The sequence below is a fragment of the Streptomyces sp. NPDC031365 genome (assembly GCF_055569765.1).
In genome coordinates this window covers 350,885-371,856 of the sequence record NZ_JBVIIM010000002.1, presented here as the reverse complement: position 1 = coordinate 371,856, position 20,972 = coordinate 350,885, and the positions used below count along the sequence as shown (strand labels likewise).

15 protein-coding genes and 1 pseudogene are annotated in these 20,972 nt (G+C 71.4%); 8 read left to right on the top strand and 8 right to left on the bottom strand.

What is annotated here, in order from left to right:
- The first annotated feature begins 196 nt into the window (after positions 1 to 196).
- A complete protein-coding gene (locus ACZ5C2_RS04345; RefSeq protein WP_468786376.1) occupies positions 197 to 460 on the top strand; it encodes a hypothetical protein in 264 nt (87 codons plus the stop codon).
- 396 nt (positions 461 to 856) lie between these two features.
- Here the strand turns inward: ACZ5C2_RS04345 and ACZ5C2_RS04340 are convergent, their stop codons facing one another.
- Positions 857 to 1,588: a DUF7873 family protein gene (locus ACZ5C2_RS04340; RefSeq protein ID WP_468786374.1), complete on the bottom strand. Its 732-nt coding sequence runs from the start codon at positions 1,586 to 1,588 to the stop codon at positions 857 to 859.
- A gap of 136 nt (positions 1,589 to 1,724) precedes the next feature.
- A complete protein-coding gene (locus ACZ5C2_RS04335; protein WP_468786372.1) occupies positions 1,725 to 1,925 on the bottom strand; it encodes a DUF397 domain-containing protein in 201 nt (66 codons plus the stop codon).
- A gap of 530 nt (positions 1,926 to 2,455) precedes the next feature.
- On the opposite strand from ACZ5C2_RS04335, the gene ACZ5C2_RS04330 reads away from it, so the two are divergent.
- The 5 genes and pseudogenes from ACZ5C2_RS04330 to ACZ5C2_RS04310 form a co-directional block, all read left to right on the top strand.
- Complete coding sequence (locus ACZ5C2_RS04330; protein WP_468786370.1) at positions 2,456 to 3,244, top strand: class I SAM-dependent methyltransferase; 789 nt, start codon at positions 2,456 to 2,458, stop codon at positions 3,242 to 3,244.
- Positions 3,241 to 5,895, top strand: coding sequence for an SUMF1/EgtB/PvdO family nonheme iron enzyme (locus ACZ5C2_RS04325; protein ID WP_468786368.1), 2,655 nt, complete (start codon positions 3,241 to 3,243; stop codon positions 5,893 to 5,895). Before ACZ5C2_RS04330 ends, ACZ5C2_RS04325 begins: the two co-directional genes overlap by 4 nt.
- Complete coding sequence (locus ACZ5C2_RS04320; RefSeq protein WP_468786366.1) at positions 5,892 to 6,158, top strand: hypothetical protein; 267 nt, start codon at positions 5,892 to 5,894, stop codon at positions 6,156 to 6,158. The genes ACZ5C2_RS04325 and ACZ5C2_RS04320 overlap by 4 nt, the downstream gene beginning before the upstream one ends.
- Positions 6,155 to 7,435 carry a hypothetical protein gene (locus ACZ5C2_RS04315; RefSeq protein ID WP_468786364.1) on the top strand — a complete coding sequence of 427 codons (1,281 nt, stop codon included), beginning with the start codon at positions 6,155 to 6,157 and terminating at the stop codon, positions 7,433 to 7,435. The genes ACZ5C2_RS04320 and ACZ5C2_RS04315 overlap by 4 nt, the downstream gene beginning before the upstream one ends.
- A 170-nt stretch (positions 7,436 to 7,605) precedes the next feature.
- Positions 7,606 to 8,103: pseudogene (locus ACZ5C2_RS04310) on the top strand (DUF234 domain-containing protein); the annotation flags it as partial.
- Positions 8,104 to 8,661: 558 nt separating this feature from the next.
- On the opposite strand, the gene ACZ5C2_RS04305 reads toward ACZ5C2_RS04310, so the two are convergent.
- The 6 genes from ACZ5C2_RS04305 to ACZ5C2_RS04280 form a co-directional block, all read right to left on the bottom strand.
- Positions 8,662 to 10,929 carry a UvrD-helicase domain-containing protein gene (locus ACZ5C2_RS04305; RefSeq protein WP_468786362.1) on the bottom strand — a complete coding sequence of 756 codons (2,268 nt, stop codon included), beginning with the start codon at positions 10,927 to 10,929 and terminating at the stop codon, positions 8,662 to 8,664.
- A gap of 47 nt (positions 10,930 to 10,976) precedes the next feature.
- On the bottom strand, positions 10,977 to 18,050 hold the full coding sequence (locus ACZ5C2_RS04300; protein ID WP_468786360.1) for a DEAD/DEAH box helicase: 7,074 nt from the start codon (positions 18,048 to 18,050) through the stop codon (positions 10,977 to 10,979).
- A gap of 135 nt (positions 18,051 to 18,185) precedes the next feature.
- Positions 18,186 to 18,392 (bottom strand): type II toxin-antitoxin system Phd/YefM family antitoxin, encoded by a 207-nt coding sequence (locus tag ACZ5C2_RS04295; RefSeq protein WP_468786358.1) that lies wholly within the window; start codon positions 18,390 to 18,392, stop codon positions 18,186 to 18,188.
- A gap of 31 nt (positions 18,393 to 18,423) precedes the next feature.
- The gene (locus ACZ5C2_RS04290) at positions 18,424 to 18,804 is read right to left on the bottom strand and encodes a PIN domain-containing protein (protein ID WP_468786356.1); all 381 of its coding nucleotides are present in this window, start codon (positions 18,802 to 18,804) and stop codon (positions 18,424 to 18,426) included.
- Positions 18,804 to 19,061: a hypothetical protein gene (locus ACZ5C2_RS04285; RefSeq protein ID WP_468786354.1), complete on the bottom strand. Its 258-nt coding sequence runs from the start codon at positions 19,059 to 19,061 to the stop codon at positions 18,804 to 18,806. Before ACZ5C2_RS04285 ends, ACZ5C2_RS04290 begins: the two co-directional genes overlap by 1 nt.
- 65 nt (positions 19,062 to 19,126) lie before the next feature.
- Positions 19,127 to 19,669: an ATP-binding protein gene (locus tag ACZ5C2_RS04280; protein WP_468786352.1), complete on the bottom strand. Its 543-nt coding sequence runs from the start codon at positions 19,667 to 19,669 to the stop codon at positions 19,127 to 19,129.
- 147 nt (positions 19,670 to 19,816) lie between these two features.
- On the opposite strand from ACZ5C2_RS04280, the gene ACZ5C2_RS04275 reads away from it, so the two are divergent.
- Together ACZ5C2_RS04275 and ACZ5C2_RS04270 are read left to right on the top strand one after the other, a co-directional pair.
- On the top strand, positions 19,817 to 20,740 hold the full coding sequence (locus tag ACZ5C2_RS04275) for a helix-turn-helix domain-containing protein (protein ID WP_468786350.1): 924 nt from the start codon (positions 19,817 to 19,819) through the stop codon (positions 20,738 to 20,740).
- Positions 20,737 to 20,952, top strand: a complete 216-nt coding sequence (locus ACZ5C2_RS04270) for a DUF397 domain-containing protein (RefSeq protein ID WP_468786349.1) — start codon at positions 20,737 to 20,739, stop codon at positions 20,950 to 20,952. Before ACZ5C2_RS04275 ends, ACZ5C2_RS04270 begins: the two co-directional genes overlap by 4 nt.
- Positions 20,953 to 20,972 lie beyond the last annotated feature (20 nt).

Sequence of the window (20,972 nt, the reverse complement as noted above, 5' to 3'; positions counted from 1 at the left end):
TGCCCCGCCTCAGCGGCACGGGGCACCCGACGCGGCCCCGGGAATCACGATCCTCATCAGCCCCGCCCTTCGTCGGGCCTCACCCTGCACAGCTTTTGAACTCGTTCAAATAATCGCTCCGACGTGTCATGATGGCGGCGCAGGGGTCCGTCACCCGCGCGTCGACGACGCCGACCACCTCGAGCGAGGAGCCAGCATGGCCACCGGATCCGGATCCACGGACAGCCCCGCGACCCTCTACGGGCCCGTCTCCCTCGTCCTCGGCACGGCCGCTCTGGCCGCCGCCGTGTTCACCGGCCTCCTCGGCATCGCGATCCCGCTGCTCTTCGGCAGCCTGGCCCTCACCTTCGCGCTGCTCGGCCTGGGCCGGGGGCTCAACCGGGTCCAGTGCGGCGTCGGTCTGGCCACGGGATCCCTGAGCGTGCTCTACCCGGTCCTCCTGGTCGCGGCCTGGGCATGACGTGGCGGAGCCCGGGAGTCGTATCCAGCTCCCGGGCCCCTGGGGATGCCACCCACTTGCGCACGCCGGCGGCGTTTAAGAGGACGGATCAGTCATCATGCCGTCGTGTTCTTCCTTTGAACTACCGCGCCAGGCAAGAGGCGCAGGCGAGAGTCGAACTCGCATCCGACGGCGTTCGTCCGTCCCCGGTCGGTCCGGCGATCGGCGGCGATGCTGAGACTGGAGCGAGAGTCTGAGATTGACCGCGGCCGCCGTCTCGGCGAGCCGCGCTTTCAGGCTGAACTTCAGTGTCAGCTTGCGCTCCTGGCGTGAACCGGTCCTCAGTCCGGCCCGCGCCCCGTAGCGCACCCCCGCGCTCGCACGCGGGGGCGATCATGGTGGTGACGTGCTGCCACGTCAGCCGAACAGGTACCCGAACACCGCGTCCCCGACCCGCTGGTCGGTGACCTCGGCGCCGTTGGCCTCCTCACGGGCGAACTTCACGGCCTGCTGAAGCTTCTCGACCCGCTCGGCGAGCTCATTGACCCGCCGCGCGGGGAGCGCACCGGAGAACTTCACGGTCGTCCAGTACCCGATGGGCACGTCCTCGTAGTACACCTCGACCTGCGCCGGGTGCTTCTCGGTCGCCTCCGCCTTGACGTGGTTGCGCGGCACCTTCTTCGTACGGATGGTCCGCACCGGGTCCGTCTTCCACCAGTCCGTCGACGGGTCGTGCGACCAGGACTCGGCGGCGTCGAGGGTGGGCAGCTTCTTGACGAAGGTGTGCAGGTCGGTGAGCTGCTTCTCCAGGAAGAGCAGGTAGCTGACCGGCACATCGGCGACGACGGTCCGTCCGTCGACGGTCACGTCCGCGCGGGCCGCGCAGTTCGCCCAGTCCTTGGTCGCGGTCACGTCGAACAGCCGGGTCAGCGAGGCGGCCATCTCCCGCAGCACGTCCTCGCCCTGCACCTGCACCCGCGTCGACTCGGGCGGCAGCTGCTCACCCTCCTCGTCCTTCGGCTGGTACGTACGCGAGATACCGGCCAGCAGTGCCGGCTTCTGCACCTTGGCGTGCGCGGCGTTGATGTCCTGGAGCGACTTGCTCTTGACACCCTTCTCGACCGCGATGATCTGGTTCAGCTTCGCCATGTCGGGCCCCCTTCGAACAGGCAGGAACGTATCCCACCGGCTCGAACACCCGCACTTCCTTTATCGTCCCGAGCCCTCACACACCTGTGCCCTGTGACCCGCTCGAAGCCACAGGGCACAGCAACAGCGACGCGAGTCAGCCGATCCGGTCGGAGGCGAACGCCACGAAGGCGCCCCACGACTTCGCACCGAGCCTCAAACCCCGACGGTTCACATCCTTGGAGTCCCTCACGCGCACGGTGTGGGGGCAAGTGGCCACCTCGACGCATTCACCACCAGCACCGCCGCTGTAACTGCTCTTGAACCAGTCGAGCTGGACGGTCTCTTCGACGCTCATAGTTCTCCGTAAGTTGTTAGGTGGCCCGGGAGGGCCGGGTGTGGCTGATAGCTCTCTGCCGTGTTGTGGCTCGCTGGGAGTGGCCGCCTGGCCCTCCGGGGCGCCCTGGCTGCTGATTGAGATGTGCGCGCCTTGTGCGGTCGCTGTTTACGGAGACGACAGCGGGGTGTTCCTCGGGCCGTCGTTTCCTCCGGCTCCCGCACCAGTTCGCTCATCGTCCACTCACCTCCGCCGCCCACCGGTCGATCCGCCCAACTCCCCCGTCTCGCCGAGGGACACGCCCCGCCCCGCCTACACACGCCGCCGGAACGCGTACAACACATCCGGTCGGCCCTTCACCCGGCGTCAACGCTAGAGCTCAGTGCGCAGGGGAACCGGTGAACGACCACGGTTCACCAGATCGAGTACTCGGCCTTCCACGATCTTCCAGCGGGACCCCCGTCGACTCATTACCGGCTGTCGCCGCACAGGTACCCGCGATAACCTGTCAATGACCGGCGCACACACCAAGTCGGCAGTACGCACAAGGCGTGAGGGGGAGCGTGGAGCGAGGCGACGTGCGGGGGCACTACGAAGAGCTTGCGGCCGAGTACGACGAGCACTGGGTCTACGGCCCGGACTACATCCCCTGGATGTCCGGCCGGATCGCCGAAACGCTGCGACTCACTCCCACGGACCGGATCGCCGATATCGGCGCAGGCACCGGCCTGTTCGCCAGAGAAGTGGCCGGACAACTCCAGCCGCACCGGCCCATCCTCTGCATCGACCCCTCCGAGGCGATGCTGAACCGGCTCGGCACACCTCCCCCATCTGGACTGACGCCGGTGATCGCCTCCGCCGAGGACATCGCGGAGGGCCGTACACAACTGCCGTACGAGCGGCTCGACGCGATGTGGCTCAAGGAGTCGGTACACCATCTGGCCAACTCGGGGCGCACCCTCCAGGGCCTCGCCGACCTGCTGGCACCCGGTGGCCGGCTGCTGGTGGTGATGCTCCCGACCAGCATCATGTACCCGCTGTTCGAGGCGGCTCTCACCCGGTTCGAGGAGTTGCAGCCGGACCCGGCGCACATCGTGGAACATCTGCGCGCGGCCGGGATGGAAGCGCGTCTCACCCACGTCGAGCACGAGTTGCGCATTGACCGGGACCGGTACTTCGGCATGGTGCGCGCTCGGTACATGTCCCTGCTCTCCACCTTCAGTGACAGTGAGATCGAGAAGGGCATCAAGGAGATGCGCGCAGCCCACCCGGAACCCGTATTGGTGTTTCCCGACCGGTTCGCGTTCGTCCTGGGTCAGCGCTCGAAGGAGTCCGCATGAGCACCGTGGTCGACGAGCGGTTACAGCGGCTGCGGAGCGAGTTGGACGACCATTCCCGGATCGCCGACCGGCTGGGGCTCGACCTGGAACGGCCGCTGCGGTCCCTGAACGACGGCTATCCCGAGAATGCGGTGGCCCTCATCGGCAAGCTGACCGAGAGGCTACTCAAGGAGCTGTGGCGCCACCACCGCATCGAGGGTGACCCTTCGACGAAGGCCCTGAACGACCTCGTCAAGCGCTGCCGACCGCACATTCGGAGCAGTACGGTCATGGACGCGCTCGACGACATCCGACGGTTGCGCAACCGGTCCACCCATGACGGGTACGACATCAGCGATGAGGACGGACTGCTGGCGGCCCGCCGCCTCATCGACGTACTGGTGTGGTTCACCGAGACCGGAAGCGCGGCCCTTCTCGGCGACGAACCGGACGTGGCACCAGAGGTGGCGCGCCGCTGCGAGTTTCTCGCCGGCCTCTACATCACCCTCGGCTACCGGCAGGCCAAGCGGTTCGTCCTCAGCCCCGACACCGTGTACCAGTTGTTCTGCCGTGAGTCGGGAATGCGTCTGGAGTACGTGGAGCTGATGCTCTCCAGAGACGCCGACGACCTGGGGACGGTGCTCGCCGCAAGCGGGGGCGAGTTGCTGCGCACCAAACTGCCCAAGCTCACCCGATTCGTCGTTCTGGACGACGACGGGGGCGCGGTGCCCGGCGCCCTCCACCAGTTACTGGGGACCGACTTCCGGATCGTGCGCTACGACGGTTTCGTCAACACCATCGTCAGCCTGGAAACGCACCTGTCCGGCCTCACGTCCATCGGCGGGTCCGTCGAGTCACGGACCGCCGTCGCGGCGGCGACACTCACCACGGATCCGCGCACCGGCGAGCAGAAGGTGGAGCAGTCCGGCGACGCGGCGGAGTTGCTGATCCGCCTGGCGCGCGGCAGCGCGAACGTCCTGGTGACCGGTCGTCCGGGAAGCGGCAAGAGCACCCTCCTGCGCTCACTCGCCCTCAACCCGGAACTCCGCCGCTTCCGCTTCTACTTCGATCTCGGTCTCAAACCGAAGGACGAACCGTTCTCCGAGTACGCGGCCCGGCTCCTGGCGTCGGCGATGGGACCGGAGCGCTCCCGCGCCTGGGACCTCTTCCTCTACCTGATCCGGTCCGGGACCGCGCTGTGCGTGCTCGACGCCGTTGACGAGGGCGTCGAGGAGCCCACTCCGGACGGGTTCCTGAGACTCTTCACCGACCTCGCGGCCGTCCTGTCCGCCGAGTCGGCGGTGGTCATGAGCTCCCGGGTGTCGTTCCTCGCGGACTCACCCCAGGTACGTCAGTTGCTGGACAGCGGAGCGGGCCGGTCCGAGCAACTGGTCGAGCAGATGTACGCGAACGGCATCGACCCGTCACGCGTCCCGCATTTCCATGTCGTGCGTCTGGCCGATCCCGAGGCCACCCCGCTGGAGCGACGCGTCACGGCGGCCCTGGAGCTCCCCTCGGGACGGGCACTCGGCGACATCCTGGGCGCACACATCACGCGGGTACTGACCGAGCGCGGTTGTCCTGGCGCGGAGGAGCGGTTGCCTTCCGCTTTCGGGTCGGCCTTCCTGAACGGCAGGACCACCTTCTCGCTCCTAGACATCCACAGGACGCTGGGGGCCGGTGCCTTCTCGGACGCGCGCCTCGATCTCGGCGCGTGCGTCCTCGCGCCACTGTTGCGCCCCGCAGGGCCGGACCACGTCGCCTTCGTACACACGGCGTACCAAGAGCTGATGGCCGCCCGCTACCTGGCGGAGCCCGGGCACCTGAACGCAGCAGCGGACGTTCCGGGCGGTGCCTTCCTCACGGAGCAGGTACGCGTCTTCCTCGCTGGAGCATCCGGCATCACGGAGACCGACGACTGCGTACTGCCGGCCGGAGCGTACCTGGTCGGTCCGGCCGAACGGCTACTCATTCGCCGCGTCCCACGTGCCGTGCGCTTCGACCGCCACGCGGTGACGGTCGCCCGCTACCGCCGCTTCCTCGATGCCCTCGAAGTGGATGGCACCTCGCGGTGGGACCACCCGGACCAGCCCGCGCACATCACGCACCACCCCTGGACCGACCGGCTGCGGCATCCGGACTACTACGAGGATCCGCGCTACGCCGATCACCCGGCCGTCTGCGTGAACTGGTGGAGCGCGTACGCCTTCGCCGCGTTCGAGGACAAGCGCCTGCCGACCTCCCTCGAATGGGAGGCCGCCGCACGCGGTACGGACGGACGTCTGTTCCCTTGGGGCGATACGTCCGACAGCAGCCGCGTCAACTGCGCGGACTCCTGGGTCGGGCGGCCCGTCGTCACGTACCAGGCGTGGTACCGCGATTTTGCGGGTGACGCCGTCCGCAGGGCGGGCGCGACCCCCGTCGGGGAGCGCCCGGGCAACCGCTCGCCCTTCGGTGTCCTCGACATGGTGGGCAACTGCTGGGAATGGACGTCCACCAGCCCGGGCGATCCCGGAGAGGCCGTGATCTGCGGCGGTAGCTACGACAACCCGATGCGCGCGGTGCAGGTCAGCAGCAAGGGTGTCTACCGGAAGCGCGGCGGAAGCAACGCGGTCGGATTCCGGTGCGTACAGGACGTCGACAGCGGCAAGGCGGAGGAGACGGAAGCGTGAGCGGCGGAGGGCCCCGGCACGGAACGATCGTCGACAGAAGGCCGAGCGGCGGAGGGGTGAACGGCGCCCTGGGCTCGTACATCGTCCGGGACGACGAGGGCGAGCGGTACTACGGTTTCGACTACCGGCAGATTGTGACGGAGGGATTCAGGACCATCCGCACCGGCGAGCGCGTCCGCTTCCACGTCAGCGCCGAGAGCCCCGACCGGGCGGAGTTCGTCATCCGCCTCGACCAGCCCGACCCCGCCGAGTACTACGCGTGACCGCTTCCCCTCCGCCGCTCGACGAGGTGACCGGGGCGCGCCAGGAACTGACCGTCGTCCTGCCTGTACGGCTGCTGCGCGTTCCCGGCTGGCCCAAGGGCCCCCTTCCGTTCGAGCTGGGCGGCCGTCGCACCGACGCCCGGACCCGGTCCACCTATTTCGCCCCGGCCTCCGCCCGCGTCCTCTACGGGGCGCCCGGGCGGCACCTTCGCTGGCACCTGCCGCTTGATGTCAAGCACGACGGGCTGACCCTGCTGGGCCTGGAACTCGTGCGCGCGGCCACCGCCCGCAATCCCGACCACGCCCTCGGGGTAATGCACTTCAGCGTCGAAAGACCACTGCTGCCCGTACTGAGGGCTCTCGCCGGGCGACAGTTGGCCACCGCCGACGATCCGCTCACCGGACCGTTCGACCCGGCCGAACTCCTGACGGGCATCGCCAACATCCGCAACCACGCAGCGCCGTTCGCGATCGCCCGGCCCTACACGATCGCCTTCCTGACCCCGACATCGCGGCACACACCAGCACTCCGCACCAGCATGGACGAGCATCTGCCCGCCACCGCGGATCAGTGGTTGTGGCAACTGGCCTCACGGTCCACACCGGAGGACTTCCCCCTCCCGCCGGAGACCGCCGACGAACAGCTCAAGGACACCATAAGGATCTCGGCCGACTGGAGCGCCCTGGTGCTCCGGCAGGGTGCCGCCTTCCTCGGCCACCGGCCCGACGCCGGCACCGGCGACTTCTTCGAGTTCGGCGCACTTCACTCGCGCACCGTCTATCTCGACGCGCTGCTCCTCGGCTCCCTCCAGCGCGATCACATCGACGAACTCACCGACGAGCTCTCCGACGTGTTCAACTCCGCGGGGCTCGCCCGTCGCGTGGCCACCCTGGAACGGAACATCGCCCTCTTCCGCAGCACCTACTGGCGACAGCATCTCACCGCCCACGGGCCGGCCAACGAACTGCTGCTCGCCTTCCAGCACCAACACCGGCTTCCGGCCCGCTTCAGCGAGATCCTGACCGAGGCCGCCGACTACAGCAGGCTCGTGCAGACGCAGGAGAGCCAGCAGATCGGGGCCGCCCTGGGCGTCCTCACGGTTCTCGGCCTCCCCCTGGGCACCGCCCTCGGCATCCTGCAGGTCCTCGGCGACGAATCGATGGCCCACCTGCTCATCGCCCTCGCGCTGTCGGTCGCCACGGCGGGCGCCATCCTCACCACCCGGTACGGCCGCATGGTCCTGTCGTCACTGCGAGGTCGGGACGACAGAACATAGGAGAGGCAAACCGCTCCGCCCGAAGGCCATCGTCACCCTCACCAGCCACACCCTCGACCAGACCCCGGAGGTGTCAGCGGCCCTCGCGACAACGGGCGGGCCGCTGGAGCGCGGGTGCCGCTCATCTCGATCGAGACTCTACTTCTCCATACTATGATTCACTTGAGTATGACCGCCGCTATCGCGTCGCCGACCCCTACCTCCGCTTCTGGCTCGCCTTCCTGGAACGGGGGATCCCCGAGATCGAGCGGGGGCGCGGGCGGATCGTGGTCGAGTCGGTCGAGCGCGGTTGGACCTCGTGGCGCGGGCGGGCGATCGAACCCGTCGTACGGGAGTCCCTGGCCCGGCTGCTACCCGATGACACGTGGCCGCAGGTGAGAGAAGTGGGCGGCTGGTGGCCCCGTACCAACAAGCCCGAGGTCGACCTCGTCGGGGCGGACCGGTCACCGGCGCACGAGATCGGGTTCGTCGGCTCGATCAAGTGGCACGAGCGCGGCTCCTTCGACCGTCGCGCCCTGGCCGCACTGGCCCGGGACGCCCTGGCCGTACCCGGCGCAGATGAGGACACTCCCCTGGTTGCCGTGTCCCGCTCCGGGTTCACGGTGGACGGCCCGACGGCGACGTACGGGCCCGAGCGGCTGATGGATGCCTGGGCTTGCGCCGCGTGAACCACCGCAATCCCAGCGGGCCTAGGTGAGATCAGAAGTCCTGCTCGACCTCACGGTCGTCCCGTACCCGATGGCCACCTCCTCGTAGTACAACTGACCTGAACATCGGTGACGACCTCCGCCTGCCGGAGCCAGGCCGCGAGGGCTGTGCGGAACTCCGCATCCTGCGCGGCCCGGGCTACCAGGGCGGCGCTCAGGGCTTGTGCGCGGCTCTCGTCGCCGGGATCCTGCGCGAGTTGAGCCAGCTCCTCTTCTCCCGAGGTGAGAGCCGGCCGGGGTTCGTGGCCGTCTCCTCTCCGGAAGGGACGACGCACGAGCGCGCTCAGACCCGCCCACATGTCCCGTCCGAGTTCTCCGCCGGCCCCGCCGGCCAGTGCCGCCAGCAACCCCAGTGACACCGGATCCATCAGCCACCACCCCCACATGCGTCACGGTCCGCGTCGGACCACTCACTGAAAGAGACGATCAGAGCGCCTCCTCGGTTCCCCACCACGGCAGTTCGCGGTGGCCGTCGTGTGGCCGTCGTGTGGCCGGTACGAGTGAACGGCAGCCCCGGCGTCAGGCCGCGGCCGGCCCTGACGCGCCGGAAGGCGGGCCGTCCTGCCTGAGCAGGTCCGCGGCGCGGTGGGCGGTCTCAGCGGCGTCGGGCGGCAGGAACCGGCTGGCCCGGCCGCTCCAGGTGACGACGAGTTCGTCCCGCGCGCGCGTGGCCGCCACGAACACCAGCGAGCGGGCCCGCTGCTCCTCCTGCCGGTACCGGTCCGGGTTCGTGACCCGGTACTGCTCGATGCGCTGGTGCGGCACCTGGCCCTCGCCGACCGACGTGAGGAACACCCGCTGGAACTCCAGGCCCTTGAACCGGTGCATGGTGCCGATGCGTACGGCGTCCACGTCGGCCCGCACCCCGTCCCTGCCGAGTTCCACGGCCGGCAGCCGGAACTCCCTGGCGAAGACGCCTGCGAACTCCTGGGCGGAGCCGCCGTCGGGGACGCTGACGGCCATCGCCGAGTACGGCGTGCCGTGGCGGTCGTGGCGCTCCTTGACGAGGGTGGCCACGGCCCGCATCTCGGTCAGCCGGTCGGGCGCGCGCCAGAACTGGGGGGCGAGCCCGGTCAGGACGGACCGGTAGCCGTCCAGGGTGTCGGTCCCGGTGTCGAGGTCGTCGAAGGGGGCTCCCTCGATCAGGCGGTTGGCGCTGCCCAGGATCTGCCGGGTGGTGCGGTAGTTGAGGGTGAGGCGGCGGGACGCGCGGCCCCGGATCTCGATGCCGTGGTGGCTGAGGACGACCCGGCTTCCGTAGATGCGCTGGTGGGCGTCGCCGACGAGGAAGATGTCGTTCGGCCCCTTGCGGACCATGGCGCGCAGCATGCGCCAGTGCGAGGCGGACAGGTCCTGGGCCTCGTCGACCACGATGTGCCGGTAGCGGGGCTTGAGCCACATGCCGCTGCCCGCCTCCCGGTGGACGAGGTCCCGGCCGCCCTGCTCCTCCTTGTAGCGGGCCTGTTCCTCGACGCGGGCCATGCGGCGCTGTTCGAGGCCGGCCGCCTGGTCGGCGATGAGCGCGTACGTCGTCCGTCGCGGCGGCGCGTCCAGGTGGGCCCGGTAGGCCTGCGCGAGCTGCCACACCTCGTGCCGCTGTGCGGTGCTGATGCGCGGGCGTCCGGAGCGGCCGACGCGGCGGTAGCTCTCCCACGCGCCGCACCGGTGGGCGAGGATCACGTGCTTGAACTCGGTGTCCAGGAAGTCGGCGTCGTACTCCGGCAGGTCGGCCTCCATGCGCACGGTGTGCCACAGGTTCATGGCCGCGTCGTCGTCCAGCGGACGGCCGACGTCGGCGCGGGACTCCTGCACGATCTCGCGGGCGAGCGCGTCGACGGACTTGACGTCGACCCGGCTCAGCAGGTCGTCTCCGCCCAGCTGCCGCAGCCTCTCCTTGAGGTCCAGGGCGAGGTTGGTGTTGTAGGTGGTGAGGAGCACGGGACGGGTACGGCCGGGCGGCAGCCGGTCGACGAGGTGGCGTACGCGGTGCAGCGCGACGACGGTCTTGCCGGTGCCGGGGCCTCCGGTCACCTTGGAGGACCCCTTGAAGTCGCCGGTGGCCAGGCGGCGTTGTTCGGGGTGGAGGAAGAGCCGCCAGGCGTCGAAGCTGCGGCCCAGCGCGCCGAGGACGGCGTCGTCGTCGGTCTCGGCCTGGGAGACGGCCCGCCGGGCGGCTTGGGCCCAGTCCCCGGTGTTGACGTCCTCGTCGGCCCGCCAGGCGTCCGTGATGTGCTGCCGCACGTCCCGCGGGTCCGTGCGGGCGCGCAGGGCCAGGAGGACGTCCCGGGTGAGTTCCGGGAGGTTGTGGGCGAGGAGCCGGTCGAACTGCTCGTCGGTGGTGACCTTGCGGAGGGCGGGCAGCAGCGAGGGAACGACGCCGAGGTCGATGAGGGTCCGGTCGTCGTGTTCCCCGAACAGGGGGGTGGTGCGGTCCGGCAGGGCGACGACGTTGGCGCTGACCTCGCTCTGGTCGACGACCTCCACCGCGCCCGAGACCGGGTTGATCTCCACGGTGAGCCGGGCGAGTTCGTCGCGGGCCCGTGCTCCGTCGCGCACCGCGAGGACCCGCATCTCGTCGCCGCCGTCCGTCGACAGCAGCAGCATCACGCAGCGGGCGTCCGGGGCGGGCGCGAGGTACAGGTCGCCGTTGTCCCCCGCCTTGCGCAGCGGGGACAGGCGCAGGGCCCGGTTGGTGCGGTCGGCGCGCAGCCGGTGGACGAAGTCCCCCACCGCGTCCGCCACGGCCCCGTCCCGGCGCTCCAGGTCCGCGTGCGCCTGCCGGCTCACCTGCACCCGTGTCCGGACACGGCCTCCCGGACGACCCGCCCCGTGGTTCATCGTGCGACCCCCTCCTCGCCCAGCAGACGGGCGAGCTCCTGCACGTTCCAGCCGTCCGGCGCGCGCACCTGCCAGCCGGCCGCCGCGCACTGCGCCATGTACTCCGCGTCCTCGGCGTCCTCGGCCAGGACGATCCCGATCCTAGGCCCGGGCCAGGCGAGTTCGACGGTGCGGGACACGCCGTCGACGTCCCAGGTGGCCCTGCCCGGCGGGACGTCACCGAGGGCGGCCAGGCGTTCGGCGACGGCCGCGACCTCCGGGTCGCCCCACTTCGTCAGTTCGGCGAGGACCAGTTCCCAGGCGGTCCGTTCCACGGGCGTCATGGCGTCGTCGGGCTCCGGGGCGGCCACCGCCGCGGGTGCGGGTGTCCGTGCCGTCGCCGGTTGCCCGCTCTCGTCCTCGGGGTGGTCGTCCGCCAGGTGGAGCCCCGTGCCGGGGAGGTCGTCACGCAGGGCGGACAGGAGTCCGTCGGCGGGGCCGGAGGCCGCCGCGAGCAGGGCGGCGTCGAAGGTGTCGAGGGTGGTGCGGGCGAGGGCGAGCCCGTCGGCCCGGCCGCTGCCCGTGGGGTCGAGGAACTGGATGATGTTGCCCCAGCACAGCCACGCCTTCCAGCGGCGCCGGTGGTCGTCCCGGTCGCCCTCGACGGCTTCCGGGCGGTCGTCGAGCACGGCGAGGGCGCTCCAGCTCAGTCCCTTGCCGTCGGCGCGCCGGGCTCCGACGAGGACGAGCGGCAGCCCCGAGGCGTCCTGGAAGGACAGGAGTTTCACCCCCTGCCCCGCGACGGCCGGTGCCGCCTCGCCGCGTACGGCGGCGTCGATCCAGGCGACGGCGGTGCCCGGGTCCGCGTCGACGAGCTCCCGCCTGCGCAGGGACGCGGGCGCGCTGACGGCGAGTTGCGCGAGCTGCTGCCACCGGGCCGGGCGGGGGTCGCGCAGGAAGCCGAGGAGGGAGGGGACGGCCCCGGCGAACAGCAGCGCGTCCACGTCCGCGGGGTCACGTCGTGCCTTGCGCCACTGCTCGCGCACCAGGGCGCCGGGACCGGCGGCGGAGGTCACGTCGTAGGGCGGCCAGGCCGCGTCGGCGGCGCGGCCGGCGATGACGGCGTCGAGCGGGTCGGCCGGGGCGTCCGGGTCGCGGGCCGCCTCACCCTTGAGGGTGCGGTCCCAGGCGGCGACATCGTCCCAGGTGATCTGCCAGACGAGGATGCCGTCGGCGCGCAGCCGGGCGCGCTTGGCCGCGTCGGCGGCGACGCGGTTGGCGCGGGAGGAGGCGTGCCAGCGGTAGCCGTCGAGGTAGACGGCGACCGGCAGGGGCGGCGCCCCGTCGTCGGCGGTGTCCCCCGCGACGGGCCGGAACAGCAGGTCGGGGCGGGTGCGGTAGCCGTGCAGGTCCTTCTGGGCGACGACCTCCCAGTGGACGGGGCCGCCGTCGGGCCGGGTGAGGGTGAACTGCTTGCCGCTGCGGCCGGTGGGCGTGGTGGCGTGGCCGGCCGCGGCGGCGTTGCCGGGAAGCTCCAGCCACCGGTCGAGGCATTCGATGAAGCGGCGTTCCAGGTCGCTCTCCGCCTGGTCGGCGAAGCGGAGCTCGGCGTCGGCCGCTTCCTTGCGGACGTCCCATCCGCTGTGTCCGTCGGTGCCCAGCAGGCTGTCCAGCATCCACAGGGCCTCCTGCCGGTCGAGGTCCTTGTAGTCCCGCTCCGGGGCGTACCCGAGCAGGCAGCGGTGGCAGGCCCGGCGCGGGGTCTTCGCGCAGGGGCAGTCACGCAGGCGGGACTGGGCCTCGGCGAGCACGGCCCGGAACTCCTCGCCCTCGCGGTCGACGAGGCGGTGCAGGTAGCCGGTGCCGCCGGGCAGCGCGTCGTAGAGGACGAGGTAGTTGCGGGTGAGGTCGGTCTCCCGGTCGGGTTCGGTGGCGGGGGCGGAGCGGATGTGGGCGGGGTCGCCGCCGTAGCGGCGGGCCAGTCCGAGGTGGAGGGCGGCGGAGAAGGAGGCGAGGCGTTCGGGCACGTTCAGCGTGGCGGCGGGCAGCAGGATGCGCAGCGCCTCCGTGCGGTGCTCGGTCGCGGTGATGACCTGGACGTCCTCCGGCCTGGCCTGCTTGTCGCGGCGCCGGGTGGGGCACCACGGCCGGTGGTGGGCGAGTTCGGCCCGGCCGAGCAGGGACTGGCCGAGCGTGTCCTGGGAGGGTGCGTGGCCGGGCTCGCGGTCGGTGGCGCCGCCGCAGCGCGGGCAGACGGTGAATCCGGTGATGGCGACCTCGGCGCCCGCGAAGGAGGCGTCGTTGCGCCGGCCGTGGCGGCTCCTGCCGAGGTTGAAGCGGCGGATGACCGCTTCGCGGACGTGGTCCACGCCGAAGGTGGTCTTCTGGTGCCGCCAGGTCTGCTTGATGTCGGCGGGGTCGATGTCGACGGCGGTGACGGTGGTGTAGGGGGTGCGGGTGCGGTTGTCGTGGTCGTCGACGATCCGCGCGTCGTCCCGCTTGTCGTGCGCGGTGACCTTGCGGGGGACGACCACCCGGTGCACGGCGTTGCGCCCGCCGATGCCGGGGCCGCCGCAACGCGGGCAGGGCGAGGTGTCCTGTTCGGCCCGCTCGCCGGTGCGGACGTGGCCGCACTCCTTGCACACCCGCCAGGTCCGCAGCCCGACGGGCATGCCGTCGGGGGAGTCCTGCGGGGTGGGGCCGAGGTCGAAGCCGTCGACGACGTGCCGGTAGCCGCGTACGTAGTAGGCGTTGCCGGGGGCGAGTTCGGTGAGGGCGGCTTCGGCGGGCCGGTCGTAGGTGCGCGGCTCGTTGCTCCAGCGGACCTTGGGGGCCTGGTCGTCGCCCTGGTCCCCCGGTGAGCGCCTCTTGCGTACCGGCTCCTTGTAGCTGAGCTGGGCCTCCAGGCGTACGCCGTCCTCGACGAGGCTGTAGTTGGGCAGCAGGCCGTGCTCGACGAGGAAGCCCTGCGCGTCGGCCTGCCCCATGCCCTGGAGGATCTTCGAGACGCCGGCCGCCTCGCGGATCAGGTTCCGCTTCTCGCGTGCCTCGTCCTCCACGGCTTCCTGGAGCGCCTCGGCCGCGTCGTTGATCAGGGCGCGGCGCCTGACCAGTTCGGCGCGTTCCTCGTCCCAGGCGGACCGGGCGCGGTCCAGTGCGTCGGCCAGCTTGTGCTCGGCGTAGCGCCGCAGGGTCTTGCGGGCGTCACGGGAGACGCCTGAGCCGGGGACCCCGTCGATCTCGGGGAACAGGGTCAGGAACTCGTCCGCGAGGTCCGCGCGTCCCGCCACCGCCTTGCGGAACTGCGTCAGCCAGCCGGTGCGGCCGACCAGCTGGGTCACCCGGTCCGGCAGGGGCGGCACGCCCTCCAGGTCGCCCCGGGCCGCGCGGTCGATCAGGTGGGCGGTGTACTGGCGGCACAGCAGCTCGCCCGCGGAGAGGAAGCATCCGGGGGGCAGGATGGGGCCGGCGATGAGGTTCTCGGGTTCGGCGAGGTGGTACAGCGCACGGGGGCTGGTGTCGGCCAGGGTCACCATGAACGCGTTGCCGGTGGCGCGGCCCGCGCGGCCGACCCGCTGTACGTACCCGGCGGTGGACGGCGGCAGGGAGGCCAGGATCACCGCCTCCAGCTGGCCGATGTCGATGCCGAGTTCGAGGGTCGGGGTGCACGACAGGACGTTGGGGTCGGTGTGCATGAGGCCGCGCCGGAAGCCCTTCTCGACCTCCTCGCGTTCCTTGCGGGTGAGGACGCCGGTGTGCTCGGCGGCGACCACGCTGTACGGGTCGGCCTCCCGGTACAGGCGCCGGTAGTAGTCGGAGCGGTAGTCGCGGGCGGCGCGTCCGCCCGCCTCCTCGGAGGGCCGGGTGAGGGCGCCTTCGCAGCGCTTGAGGGGGCAGACGGTGCCCTGCCAGACCCCGGCCCGCTCCGGTGGCACGGTCTGTGTCCAGCCGCACTCGGGGCAGGTGAGGGCGGCGAGCGCGGTCTGTTCGTCGTCGAGGGGGCGGATCCGGATGTGGCCGGGCGTCAGCCCGTACACCCCGTGGCCGGTCTGCCGGTCGGCCGGGGTGGTGCGGCGGCGGGCGAGCGCGCCGATGCGGTCGCCCGCCAGCTCGGCGAAGAGGTCCTCCAGGTAGGCGCCCGCGGTGTCCCGGTCCAGGCCGAGGCAGCGTTGGGTGAAGTCGACGTACCAGCTGTCGCGGGTGCCCACCCGTTCGAAGTCGGTGCGTCCGGCGCGGGCGCCGACGAGGACGAAGGCGGGGGCTTCGGAGTTGCGGCCGAAGGCCGGCATGCCGGGTTCCCGGCCGGTGGAGACGAAGTGCCGATTACGGCCCTCCTCGTCGATGTACCGGTCCAGCCAGCGGTGGTGGATGCCGCCGATCTGGCGGACGTGTTCGAGGAGTCCGCGTACATAGCCCTCGAAGTGGCGCAGGCGCTCCGGGGTGCCCTCGGCCGGGACGGCGGCCTTCGGGGTCCCGGCGTCGTCGGCGTCGCCCCCGTCGGCTCCTTCCCCCCGGTCCACGGCGAGCGGCAGCAGCTTCTCCTGGTGGACGCGGAAGAGGGCCGACGCCGCCTCGGCCGCCGCCCGCGGCTCGGGCAGGTGGACCTCGGCGGCGACCGTGCGGGTGAGTTCCAGGGTGCGGCCCAGCCGGGAGTGCAGGCCGAACTCCAGCAGGGTGTTGAAGGCGAGGCGCTCGCCGACCAGTTCCCAGGTGGACTCGGGGATGCGCTTCTTGCCCGCCAGCAGCCGCTTGACCCGGTCCACGTCGTGCAGGTCGGGAGGTACGACGGAGGCGAGGAGCCGCTGCTCCGGGACGGCGGCGCGGCTGATCAGGGAGGAGATCAGCTCGTTCAGCGGGACGCCGTCCGCGGCGAACTCCTCGCTGCCGCCGACGCGTTCGGACAGCTGCTCGTGGACGAGGGAGCGCAGCGAGAACTTCCAGGACCGGCTGGCGACGAAGCCCGCGCGGTGGGCCGCGTCCTGCACCGAGTCGTTGAAGATGAGCGTCTTGCGCCGGTCGCGTCTGTGTTCGTCCTCGCTCGGCAGCTCGCCGCCGGTGAACAGCTGGGTGACGACGACGGAGGCGAGCGGGGCGACACCGGCACCGAGGTAGCGGATGCCCTGGGCCTGCCCGCAGGCCGGGCAGCGGTCCTGCTTGGCGTACTCGGCCTGTTCCTGGTTGTCGAACCAGGTCCACACGTACACGCCGTTCTCGGGCGCCGGGGCGATCCGGTCCCCGCCGAGGAGTACCTCGTCCGGGTCGAGCCTGCGCAGCGCCTTGCCGTTGTCCTCCAGCACCAGGAGGGTCGCGTCGTGCGGGACGCCCCTGCGCGTGCGGCGGGCCGCCCGCTGGGCCAGCACGGCGCGGGCCTGTTCGGCCGCCTCCGCCGGGGTGGCGGCGATCATCGCCCGCACCCGGCCCTTGGCGGCCCCGCCGGTCACACTGGCGCGGTAGATCTCGTCCGGTGCGTGCACCAGGTTCTGCGGGTTGCGGTCCGGGCAGATCGCCGCCCAGCCGGAGCGCCCGCAGTGCCGGCAGTAGGCGGCGGGCAGCCGTCCGGAGCGCTGGACCTGCCGCCGCCGTTCCGTCTGGGCGGCGACGGCCAGGGCCCGCCGCTCGGCGTCCGCACGGTCCGGTCCGGTCCCGGTCCCCCCGGGTGAGGCCCCGTCTCCTTGCTCGGTGAGGGCCGCCTGGTCGGCGTCCGACCAGGAGAACACCGGCTGTGGCGCCACGAACCGCAGGACGCGCGACAGCGACCGCAGCCATACGTGTGTCTCCACGAGGAGCAGGGGCCGCTCCTTGTCCGCGGGCGCGGCGGGGTCGCGGGCCACCGAGATGAGCGCCACGAACCGGGCCAGGGCGGTCGCCGCCGTCTGCGGCTCCTGGACGGCCGCGGCCCGCCACGCCGAGGCGTCGGGGAACGCCGCGAGGACGGCGGGGAAGGTGAGGGGCCCGTCCTTCGCGGCGAGCAGCGCGTGGGTGAGGGGGTGCGCCAGCAGCCGGCGCCCCAGTTCACGCGGGTCGGCGGTGTCGCATCCCACGGTCGCCCGCGCGACGGCGTCCAGGCCGCCGGGCGTCCGCGCCGGGTCGGGCAGGCCCGCCAGCTCCGCCGGGGACGGCAGGGGCAGCGTGTGGTCGACGGGGGACAGGAACTCCTCGGCGTCCCGCCGGTCCTCCCCCACCACGGCGTCGTCCGGGAACCGTGTCCCGAAGACCTGGGAGGCCACCCGCAGCATGGCCTCGGGCCCGCCCGCCGAGCCGCCCGAGCCGAGGGTCGCGGAGGTCGCCACCGGGCAGATCGACCCGAGCGGCTTCCCGGCCTCGGCGGCCCCGGCGACGGCGGCGAGCCGCCGCAGCAGCATCGCCACGTCGGTGCCCTGGGCGCCGTCGTAGGTGTGGAACTCGTCGATCACCACGTACGCCAGGTCGGCGTCCCGCCACAGGGAGGCGTCCTGCTGCCGCTGGAGCAGCAGGTCCAGCATCTTGTAGTTGGTGATGAGGATGTCCGGCGGATTGCGGCGGATCTCCGCGCGGTCCACCATGACCCGCTTGTACGGTGCGGTGCCGCGCGACGACGCCTGGCCGATGTACAGCCCCGCCGTCACCTCGCGCAGCCGTGCGTCCTCCAGCTGGTCGCCGAGGCGGTCCGCCTGGTCACCGGCGAGCGCGTTCATCGGGTACAGCAGCACGGCCTTGATGCCCTGCTTCCCGGCTTCCTTCGCCCGCCGGCAGTGGTCGAGCACGGGGATGAGGAAGGACTCGGTCTTGCCGGAGCCGGTGCCGGTGGTCACCAGCGTGGGCTCGGGGCGGTGACCGTCCTTGCCGGTCAGCCGGGCGAACGCCTCGGCCTGGTGGGCGTAGGGCGGCGGGAAGTCGGCCGGGTACCAGTCCAGGTGGCGCTGCCAGCCGTCCTCCGCCGTCCGGAAGGGCCGCCGGATGCGCAGGTACGGCCCGCGGAAGAGCCCGTCGGCCGGGTCGGTGAGGAAGTCCTCCAGCGCGTCCTGGGTGTCGGGTTCGGCCAGCGCGAACGTCGTCGTCAGGTACTCGACCGTCGTGTCACGCAGTGTCTGCGCGGCGAGTGTGGGTCTCATGACGCGCTGCGGCCCCCGTCTCCCGAGTCGTCCCGTGATCCGAATCGATCACAGACCACCTTACGAGGAGGGTCGGACACCGCCCCACGGTTCTCTCATTCCGGCATACACCCGCCGGAGACGCGGCGTGTCCGGTCAGGAGGTCCGGGAGCCGCTGTGGAACACGGGGATGTCGTCGTCGCCGATCGGGTCCGTGGGGTGATCGGGTACGGGTTCCTGCGTGACCGGCGACAGTACGGCGACCGGCCGCCCGTTCCTGGTCACCGTGATCCGCGCGCCACGCTCGGCCGCGGCGAGGTACTTCGAGGCGTTACGTGTGAACTCACGTGCGGTCGTCTCCATGTGCGGCACTGCTATCCAGGGGTGCGAGCGGTCAGGGGCCGAGGTCAATGACGCGTACGGACTGCCCCTTCCATGTTTCGGGTGTGGTGGTGGCGATGACCGCACCGTTCGTCCGCTCCGCCGTCGGCTCGGCGGCGTACCGGGTGTGGGCCGGGGCCCAGGAGGTCTCACGGGCCACGGCCAGCGCGGCGGGCAGGTCCAGTTCCAGGACGGTGATGCCGGGGAGCGCGGCGAGGTGTTCCGCCGTACCCGGCCGCACGCGGTCGGCCGAGACGAGGGCGCAGGCCGGGGCGTAGAGGAACCAGCCCACCTCGGTATGTGCGCGATGGATCAGCCGGGAGGCGAGCACATTGCCCTTACCGGCCGCGACCATCGCGGTGTCGTCGAGGACGATGTGCAGGGGTTCGGCCATCACCTGGCGCCCGCCTCACTCAACCGCCGGTCCAGCTCCGCGTCGAGAGCCGCCCGTTCGCTCGCGCTGGGGTCGTAGCCGTTCCACTCACGCAGGGCGGCGCGGGCCTGCTCGGCCCTCTCCGCACGCTCCTCGGGGGTGAGCAGCGTATCGGCGAGGTGCGAGAGGTAGCCCCGCAGGGACATGCCTTCGGAGGAAGCTATCCGGGCGAGCCTGTCACGGGCCTCGGCGGGAATGCGGACGTTGGCGTCGGACATGATGCCTCCTTCGGACTGGGCCGCCAGATTACGGGTACGGGTACGTACCCGTCCAGTGTGCGCGATCACGAGGCCACCCGTCCGGTCGCGATCTCGCACTCCGCCCAGACCGTCTTGCCCGGGCCGTCCGGCCGTGGGTGCCAGTCCCAGCGGGTGGCGAGGGCGGTGATCAGGAGGAGGCCCCGGCCGGTTTCGTCGACGGCGGGGACCTCGGGGCGGGGTGCGCCGGGTCGGGGCGGGACTCGTTCGCCCCGGGTGTCGGTGACCTCGACGCGGACGGTGGCGGCGCGGGGTCCGGTGGGGAGGAGTGCGAGGCGGAAGTGGAAGTCGCGGCCGGGGACGTTGCCGTGCAGTACGGCGTTCGCCGTCAGTTCGGCGACGATCAGCACGACCGCGTCGTGGTCGTCGGTGCCGTACGGGAGGCCCCAGGCGTCCAGGCGGACGGCGGTGAGGTGGCGGGCGAGGCGGGCTCCGCGCGGGGTGGAGGTGAAGCGCATCGCGAAGGTGCGGGACGCCGCCGGTGCGGGTTCGGGTGGGGTGGTGCTCAAGTGGGCGGTGGGGGTGGCGAGTCGGCCGGGGCCGGTGAGGCCGGCGGGGTTGTTCGTCATGCCGTCCACGGTTCCGTCGGTGGCGTAGCGTGACCAGTGGTGACGCACCGACGCGGGCCGCTGTACGCGACGTGTCGGAGCGAGTACGTGGCGTGCGGCGTGACGGTCGCCCCGGTGGGCGCGTTGGGCCGGAAAAGGTGGTGGTCGATGACGAAGCGTACGGGTGCGGACGCCCTGGCGGGCGGCGGTGACGGCGGAACGGTCGTGAGCGTCGGGGACGGGTGGGAGAGCGACGACGGCGGTGGCGGCGCGTGCCGCCCCGAGGACGGCAGCGGGAAGGGCGGCGTGGTCGCCGCGTTCGGGCAGACGTTGAAGACGCTGCGGCTGCGGGAGGGGCTGGACCGGGCGGAGTTCGGGAGCCGGATCGGGTACTCGGCGGCCACGGTCGCCTCGTTCGAGCAGGGGCGGAGGATTCCGTCGCCCCGGACCATCGAGCGGGCGGACGAGGCGCTGGGGGCGGGCGGGTTGCTGTCCGTGTGGAAGGGGGAGGTGGAGCGGGCTCAGTATCCGGTGTTCTTTCAGGGGATGGCGACGCTGGAGAAGGAGGCGGTTGAGCTCGTCTCCTACAGCATGCCCGTCCTCAACGGGCTGCTCCAGACCGAGGAGTACATGAGAGGGCTGCTCGGTATGAGGCGTCCCCCGCTGGACGAAGAGACCACAGAACAGCGCGTGGCAGCACGATTGGCCCGGCAGGACATCTTCGACCGGCAACCGGCACCCTTCCTGAGCTTCGTGCTCGACGAGTCACTCCTACGACGCCCCTACGGCGGCAGGACCGCACTGCGGGGACAGTTGGAGCACCTGCTGCTGATCGGACAGAAGCGCAACGTCGAGATCCAGGTCATGCCGCTCGATCGTGAGGACAACGCGGGCGTGAACGGTCCATTCACAGTCGTCACGCGCAAGGACGGCAAGAAGTTCGTGTATGCCGAGGCCCGAGGCATCGGCTCCCTGGAGACCGACCCGGAACAAGGGGTTCTGGCCGCCGCACTCTATGGGATTATCCGATCACAGGCTCTCAGTCCGCGAGAGTCAACGGAGTTCATCGAAAGGTTGCTGGGATCGCTATGAAGAGCGCTGAGTCCTCGACCGTCGCCTCCGGCCTCGCCTGGTTCAAGAGCAGCTACAGCGGAACCGAGGGCGGCGAATGCGTGGAGGTCGCGAACGGTACGGCAGGTGTGCACGTCCGGGACTCCAAGGCCGCCGCCGGGCCCGTCGTCACCGTCTCGCGTGACGCGTGGACGGGGTTCGTCAGGCTGGCCTCCTCGGAGCGGAGCGTCTGACACGCGTACCGTCACGTGAG